Annotated in this window: 3 protein-coding genes; 2 read left to right on the forward strand and 1 reads right to left on the reverse strand. The window is 67.1% G+C overall.

Annotated features, from left to right (window positions below):
• Positions 1–361: 361 nt before the first annotated feature.
• The gene (locus KME80_RS48865; RefSeq protein WP_219519565.1) at positions 362–658 is read right to left on the reverse strand and encodes a hypothetical protein; all 297 of its coding nucleotides are present in this window, start codon (positions 656–658) and stop codon (positions 362–364) included.
• Between the two features lie 75 nt (positions 659–733).
• Between KME80_RS48865 and KME80_RS48870 the strand changes: the two genes are divergently transcribed.
• Both KME80_RS48870 and KME80_RS52485 read left to right on the forward strand, forming a co-directional pair.
• Complete coding sequence (locus tag KME80_RS48870) at positions 734–1,732, forward strand: helix-turn-helix domain-containing protein (RefSeq protein ID WP_219519568.1); 999 nt, start codon at positions 734–736, stop codon at positions 1,730–1,732.
• Between the two features lie 619 nt (positions 1,733–2,351).
• On the forward strand, positions 2,352–7,736 hold the full coding sequence (locus KME80_RS52485; protein WP_219519576.1) for a LamG-like jellyroll fold domain-containing protein: 5,385 nt from the start codon (positions 2,352–2,354) through the stop codon (positions 7,734–7,736).
• Positions 7,737–7,960 lie beyond the last annotated feature (224 nt).

Below are 7,960 nucleotides of genomic sequence, written 5' to 3' on the forward strand. Positions count from 1 at the left end.
ACCGCTAAGGTGGCCACGAGGTCTCCGGGGTATGAGGTTCTTCTTGGTCGTTGAACCCTTTACCGGAGACCTCTTCGCGTGTCCGGCTACGACACGCGTTGATCAACACTTTGAGACAGGCCCTAGGACTGACGCGGCGAGGGCACCAGCGCGCCACGCTGACGGGAGGTCAGCGACGGATCGGAGGTTTCCCGGATCAGCATGTAGCGGAACAGGCCGATCCGACGAGCGCGCTCCAGCGGCGTGGTCTGATCGTCGTCTCTTGGTCAACACAGCCCTCCAGCAAGGCGTGGGACAGGACCCGCGAAGGCTCGCAGAAGCACGCTCGGCCGCGTCAGGGTCGGCTCGTGTTAGTCGTTGATCAAGGCCAGGACGGTGCCAGCAGCAGGCCGCGGCTGGCCGCGCTGGCCAGCCGCCAAGGCGACACCTTGCCAACTTCGGGCCAGTGTGAGGCCGCCGCCACCTGGGCCCCGAACACCGCGGCGACGGCGTCGCCGAACGCGGTGGCGGCCGGCGCGGGCGGCACCGGATCGACCCCGACATCGACCAGCAGCACGGTGAAGCGCGTGCGCACCAGCTCGGCCCGCCCGGCGAAGTGGCGCAGCCAGCCGCGCTGCGGGCGGACGTAACCCGTCGGCGGTCGAAGCTGTCTGGACAAAGCACTACGAATTCCCCTAGAACAGACCGGCACCACGTTGGATGGTTCGGTTGTTCAACGCGACGGGGAGACGCCGTGCCCGACGATCCACCTGAGCTGCACACCGTACAGAACGTTGCCGAGTTCATGGCGTCCATGCGTCGCCTGAAAGCTTGCTCGGGGCTGACGTATCGACAGTTGGAGGAGCAGGCTGAAGCAGCGGGTGAGGTGCTGCCGCGCAGCACGCTGGCCAGCGCCCTGGAACGAGGCCGGGTTCCACGGCCCGCGCTCGTGGCGGCATTCGTCAGGGCATGTGGCGTTGATCACGACACGGTCGCCGCCTGGGTCGCCCTGAGTCTGCGGCTCGCCGACGCCACCGACCCGGCCGATGTGTCCGGGATGGCTGAAGCGACCGACGTGGCCGAGGACGCAGAACCAGAGGCGGGCCCAAAGGAGCGTGCATCGACCCCGGGCTCGGCCAAGGTGTCCTGGACTCGTCCGGGTAGGCGCAGGTGGCCGTGGCGGACGGCGCTCGGCCTGGCCGTCTGCATGGCCAGCCTGCTGGCGACAGCCGGCTCCGCCACCAGCACGGAGCAGCCCGCCGAGCGCGCTACGGCCGCTTCTCCCGTGTCCGGCCAGCAACCCCCCGGTGTGATGCCAGTACCCCCCGGCAGGCACCGCATCCGGCTGCTGCCCTCGCAACTGTGCCTGGCGGAAAAGCCCGGCAGCGATCTCGGCCTGGTCTACCAGGCGCCGTGCTCGAGCAGCTTCCCCGTGACCCTGATTCCCCGCAGGTCCGGCATATACGAATTTGCCACCGTACATCCGGTCTTCGGCGACGGCTGTATGGGCATCGACAGGGGCCAGGGGCTGGTCAACACGTTCTGCGACGACGAAGGCTTCACCCGGAACTTGCTCTTGGAGCCGGTCTCGCTGGAGGCCGGTACGTTCCGGTTGCGGGCACCGGGGCGGTCCGGCTGCGTCGGCGTCCATCAGGCCGACAAGGCACGGGTCTGGGCCAGGCTGGCGCTGCGCCTCTGCTCGCCCTCCACAGATGGACAACTCATCCGCTTGGAGCGGCTTCCGGCAGGCTGATCAAGGACGCATCCCGACGGGGAGACGGCGAGCCTCGAGCACTCTGCCGCCTGGTCGTCAGCGGCCGGATCAGACCCGTGGCCATCCCCTGCTGACCAGGGTCGGGGACCACTACGGGCTGTCCCGGACAGCTCGTCCGCTGTCCGGGACAGCCTGCGATGTTGCCTGGGCGGACACCGTGGTCAACGCTGTGAAGGCCCGCGCGATCAGCAGCGGACGCGGGCGGATCTCCTCACGACGCGAGGCCGGTCCGGAGGCGTGCGCGAGCGCGTGACTTCACTGTCCGGCGCACGCCCCTCGCGTGGTGGGGCAGCACGAAAGCACTGTCCTACGTTCTGCGTTTCTTCCATGCCCAGGGAGGCGGTATGTGACCGTGCCCTCGTCCCGACCAAGCCCTCATGACTCACGCGCCCTGTCCGGCCGTCGATCAGTCCGGCCAGCGGAAGCGCCCAGACCCGCCACTACCGGCGGCCATGACCTGCCCGACGCCGGCGTCCGATCGGCCCACCCTCGCGGCAGATGATCCGCTGCAGCTGATCGCGTTCATGCCGGTCATGGCATCGAACGCCACTGTCGTCCCGTTCCTGCCGAACGTTCTGACGAGCTCACGAGGTGATACATGAACGTGTCCGCATTACCCCACCGCCGAACCGCGGTGGCCACAGCGCTGATCCTGGGGGTGTCGCTGTTGACGGCTCCCTTCACAGCGCGGGCCGCTCCATCCCCCGGACCTGCCGAACAGGCCGAACAGGCCGAACAGCCGACCGTCTTAACCTTCCCTCGCCCTGACGACCCGGACGCCGCCCTGCGTGACGCGCTGGCGAAGGCACGGCAGCACAACCGGCCGGTCGAGGCCACCACGGCCTTCACCGAGACGTCACGCACCTGGGCCTACCCGGACGGGCACCTGACCACGGAGAGCTACTCGGCGCCAACTCAGCTCAAACAGCCGGACGGCACCTGGGCCTGGCTCGATCCCACCCTGGTGGAGAAGGACGGCATGCTTCGGCCGAAACTCGCCAAGGCCGACGTCGCCTTCTCCCTCGGCGGTGAGGGCCCGTTCGCGTCCATGACCCTGGGCAAGGGGCGCAGCTTCAGCCTGTCCTGGCCTTCCCCGCTGCCCCGTCCCCGGATCGACGGCAACGTCGCCACCTATCCAGGCGCCGCCGGGCGGGGCGGTGACCTGATGGTCACGGCCCTGCCCACCGGCTTCCGCCACGACGTGGTGCTACGCGAACGCCCTGCCGGGCCGGTCGAGTTCCGCATCCCGATACGGACCGAAGACGCCGAAGTGGAGATCACCAAGTCCGGCGAACTGCGCCTGTCGACCGCCACAGGCAAACGGCTGGCCTCGGCCCCGGCCCCGGTGATGTGGGACGCCGCAGGCGCCCGAAGCGCCGGTCGGCACGCCTCCGTCGAAGCAGCGGTGCACAAGAACAGCGGCCCCACGAGCGTGCTGGTGCTCAAGCCGGATCCGAAATGGCTGGCCGACCCAGCCACCCGCTACCCGGTCACCATCGACCCGACCACCACCCTGGGAGTGACCCAGGAGGCGTCCATCATGAGCCCGAGCGGACGGATGGGCGTCGCCGGTCAGGTCGGCCGCTTCCAAGCATGCAACGGCTGCGGCAGTGGCAACCCCACCCGCGAGGACCGGCTGATGCGGGCGCTGCTGGCCTTCGACACGGCCCCGATCACCGGCCGACAGGTCGTCAAGGCCACCATGCAGCTCACCCTGCGCCAGACGTTCTCCACCTGCACCGAATTCCAGGGCATCATCGCCCGCCGGGTCACACGACCCTGGACGGCCGCCAGCGTCCACTGGGGCAACCAGCCGGTCAGCACGCTAGAGGCGCGTGGCTCTGTCGACCCGTGTTCGCTGCCCAGCACGGCCGGGTCGGTGTGGAGCTGGAACCTGACCGACATGACCAGTCAGTGGGCGCGCGGCTGGCCCAACCACGGCGTCATCCTGCGGCTGGCGTCGGAAACCCCGATGCCGGCCAACCTGGACGAGACGTTCGTGTTCTGGCCCGCGCTGGTGGGTACCGGTCCCAAGCCCAAGCTCAGCGTCGACTGGGTTCTGCCGCCGGAGATCCCCACCGTCACCGCCGAGTCCATCGACTCCCTCGACGGCAACGACGCCATTGCCCGCAGCACCACCGTCAAGGTCGGCTACACCTCCCGTGTGCCTGAGTCGACCCCGCTGGACTACACCGTCACGGTCAACCACTCCACCATGCCCGCCCCGGCCGCCCAGCTCCCAGCGGGCGAGAAAGCGCACTGGAAGTTCGACGAGACCTCCGGCGCCACCGTCTCGGACTCCTCCGGCAACAACGTCCCAGCCACCCTGACCGGCCCCTACACCCGGGTCCCCGGCCAGCTCGGGCAGGCCGTCGGTCTCACCGGCGGCGCGTTCGCCGCCACCACCCGTCCGGTCATCAACACCGACCAGAGCTTCACGGTCGCCGCCTGGATCCGGCTGAACAGCAGTACCACGGAACAGACGGTGTTCTCCCAGATGGGCACCCACCTGCCAGGTTTCTCACTGCAATACCACACCTCGGATGCGCCCGAATACGACCAACGCTGGTGGTGGTCGGTGATCCACGAGGACCGGCCCGACCGCGTCTACGAGAACGCGGTCCAGTCCAAGGATCTGGCCAAGATCGGCCAATGGACGCACGTGGCCGCCCAGTACGACCAGGCCGCAGGCACGATCCGCCTGTACGTCGACGGTGCCCTGGCCGGCGAACGCGTCCACACCATCGACTGGAACGCCCAGGGCTCCTTCGAGATCGGGCGTCCCCACCTGACGGGCAAGCTGGACGCGTCCGTGGATGATGTGCACGTCTATCAGCGCGCTCTGACCGGTGAGGAGGTCCGCGCCTTGGTCGGCGTGCCCGGCACCACCACGCACAACGACATCCCGTCCGGTCAGGTGCTGGACAAGGTGTTCACCCTGGACAACCCGGCCAGCTTCAAGTTCGTCGTCAAGGCCTGCCGCAGCGGCGTCACCCCGCCCTCCTGCAACGAGAGCCCGGCCTATCGCATCACCAGCGACGCGCCCACGTTGCCTGCCGACACCCAGACCGGCATGGCCGACCCCACCCAGCCGATCCTCTCCGGCATGGTCAACCGACCCTCCGGCGGCCCCATCACCGCACGGTACTACCTCTACGACGACCAGAACCTGCCAGTAGGCGCGTCACCACTCGGCGGCCGCACCGTCAACGGCGGCGAACGCGCCTCGTTCCAGATCCCGCCCGACACCGTCCGGCCAGGCAGCACCTACACCTGGCAGATGCAGGCGTGCGCCTCCCCGCCGCTGGCCGACGCCCGTCCACTCAACGCCAACCCGTTCTTCGAAAACGGTGCCGCTCCGTGGACGGCCACCGGCGCGACCCTGACCACCAGCACCGCCCAGTATCACCAGGGCACCGCCGCCGCGATCCTGACCCCCAACGGCACCGACCAGAAAGCCTACGCATATTCGGAGAAGACCATCCCGGTGAAGGCCGGCTCGACCTACACCCTCCAAGGCTGGTTCCTGCAGCCCGCCACCGACGAACTTCTCAACTACTGGATCTCCTTCTACGACGCCGACGGCGTCTACCTGTCCGGCTCCGGCGGCACCCAAGACCTCGATCAAGGCCAATGGACGCCCGCCAATGCGGCTGTCACGGCACCCCCTGGCGCCGCCCGCGCTGGTATCCAGATCATCTTGGGCAACACCCCCACCCCGCAGACGATCCTCTATCTGGACGAGGTCGCCCTTCTCGCCCCGCTTCAGCCCAGCACCGCGCCGGACGTCTGCACCCCCAGAACCGCGGCCACCAGCTTCACCACCCCCGGCGCACCCCCGCAGGATCCCCCGGAAGAGGTCCGCACCCTCGCTTTGGGCAAGGACAGCTTCGTCATCAAGACGGCCTTGACCGACCCCTCCGCCTGCAACGGCGCCCCCTGCCCGGTCGAGGACGCCACGACAATCCGCATCGGCGGCACTGGCACCGCCAAGACCGCCGCGGTGATCGGACTAAGGCTGGACGCCCTGCCCGACGGAGCAGCAGTGTCGGAGATCATGCTCAAGCTCGGCACGGCCAGTTGCCCGACTGGAGTCTGTCCAGCCGACGCCGTCGTCTCGGCGACCCCGCTGAAGAACCCGGTGACCGCCGCCACCAAGGGCTCCGAGCTGGCCGACGACGTCGAGAGCGACACGACGCCGTACACACTGCCCCTCACCGCGCCGCAGGCCGACATCGCCGGCAGCGAAAATCAATGGCTCCTGCTGACCTCCAACAAGGACGAGGTCATCTCTTTCGGGGAGGCGTCGGCCGCGGAGGCTCCCTCGCTCGCGCTCAGCTACCTGCCCGCGGGGCCGCCTAGCAACGTCATCAATCTGACAGCTTCCGGCGGCGACGGCAGCGCGGTGGCCACTTGGGGAATCCCCGAACGCAGCGGCGGGGCGATGCTGTTCGGTTACGAGGTCGAGGTGACCGCCGAGGACGGCGCGGTGGTCAAGACCTTGGAGGTCACGGACCCTTGGGCGGTGACCGACGGTCTGGCCAACGATCATCCGTATACGATCAAGGTGCGCTCCACCACCGCATACGGCAAGAGCGGGTGGGAGACGGTGAGGGTCACCCCTCGGCCCGCACCTCCGGTCGGAGGTGGAACGTCGTGCAGGATCGAGCAGTCTCCGTCCGCGCGTGCCGGCGACGCGAGTGATCAGACGTACATCGACCGGATCAAGGACTACTACCGGGCGCAGGACGCCGTGCTGGAAGGACACGCCGCCACGGTCTGGGAGGCTCCCGGGGTCACCCCGAGCGCGCCGAGCACGGCCAAGCTCTCACTGCTCAACGCCGATCTCGTCGCCGACCGAGAGGCGCTGAAGGAGACAGGCAAGTCCAGAAGCGACTCCACCGTCGAGCTCACTGACGTCGCCGTTCAACCGCAGGCCGATGGGCAGGTGCGGGTGACGGCCAAGGTCAAGCGAACGTGGAAGATCTCGGGAACCGCCACCTCGCCTGCCGCATCCGACCCTGGCCAGGTGGAGCCAGAGGAATCGACGATCTCCATCATCGTCTTCGACCGGTGCGGCAACATCACCATCGTCGATGTCCCTAACCCCGCCTACGAGGACCCCAGCGATTCCATCGACGACAACGGCGGGGCAGGCCAGAACTACCCGAACCCGTTCCCGCCCTGTCATTCGAAGCTGCCCTTCACCACCGAGTACAACAAGCAATTCGGCAACAGGCCGAACATCAACTGCGAAGGACAGGGACTCGTCGACAAACTGGTGAAGGGCTGGTACGTCTCCACCAGGTTCAGCGCCTACTGGAATCCAAAGACAGACGTCACCGACGAACGGGGGCTGCCGCCGGAGAAACGCTGGGATCTGGTCAACATAGTCAACTACATGCGTGTGGCGACGACCAACAAGAGCGAGAATCAGAAAGACTTTAACAAGTATCTGATGAAACACCTGAAGCCCAAGTTCACCGCCCAGGTATGCTTCGTCAACGAAAAGAGCACCACCGAGGTCACGCAGAACGCGTCGATGGGCATATCGGTGGACGGCACGACGACACCAGGAGCGTCGCTCAACGCGAACCTCCAGTACTCCAAGAAGATCAAGTACGAGATCGGCGAGCTCTGCAAGCCGTACACCAGCACGAAGGTGTACGCAGGAAAATACGACGTCGTATACGTGGCAACACGCCCTACTACCGCCAACGAGTGCCTGGTGACTCACATCGACGAGTGTGTGATCAGTAGATTCGCCCACTACTTCGAGAGTGCGCTGCGCATGAAGTTCAGGTACAAGAAGGCCATGCACACGCCGACGATCCACCACAGCGGCCACACGTTTGTCGCGCGCAAGGTCGATCGCTACCTGAGCGGAAGCCTGTACAGAGTCAAATGGCGCGGCAGCGGCGTCATGAACTCGGACAAGAATTACCTTCCCCCGTGGATATGGGGAACCGTAAGCGATTCGTGAGTCACCGATCGAGCTGGGCGAGCCACGGCAGGCGTCATTGCCTCTTTGCCGTGGCTCAGCCCTGCTGTGGTGCGGCCTAAGAGCGCCTAACAGAATAATCGTTGTTGTGCTTTGATCTCTCGCTGTAGCCGAGCGAGAGGAGCACGGTGGCCAGGCTGAAGCCGTGGGAGGTCAGCGACGAACTGTGGGCGGTGATCGAACCGCTTGTGCCGCAACGTCAGCGC

It is taken from the genome of Nonomuraea ceibae (genome assembly GCF_019396325.1).
In the GTDB taxonomy this organism is placed as follows: domain Bacteria; phylum Actinomycetota; class Actinomycetes; order Streptosporangiales; family Streptosporangiaceae; genus Nonomuraea; species Nonomuraea ceibae.

Bases quoted from the DNA above. Each gene is read 5' to 3' on its own strand.
- KME80_RS52485 (WP_219519576.1), top strand. From the start codon at position 2,352: ATGAACGTGTCCGCATTACCCCACCGCCGAACCGCGGTGGCCACAGCG.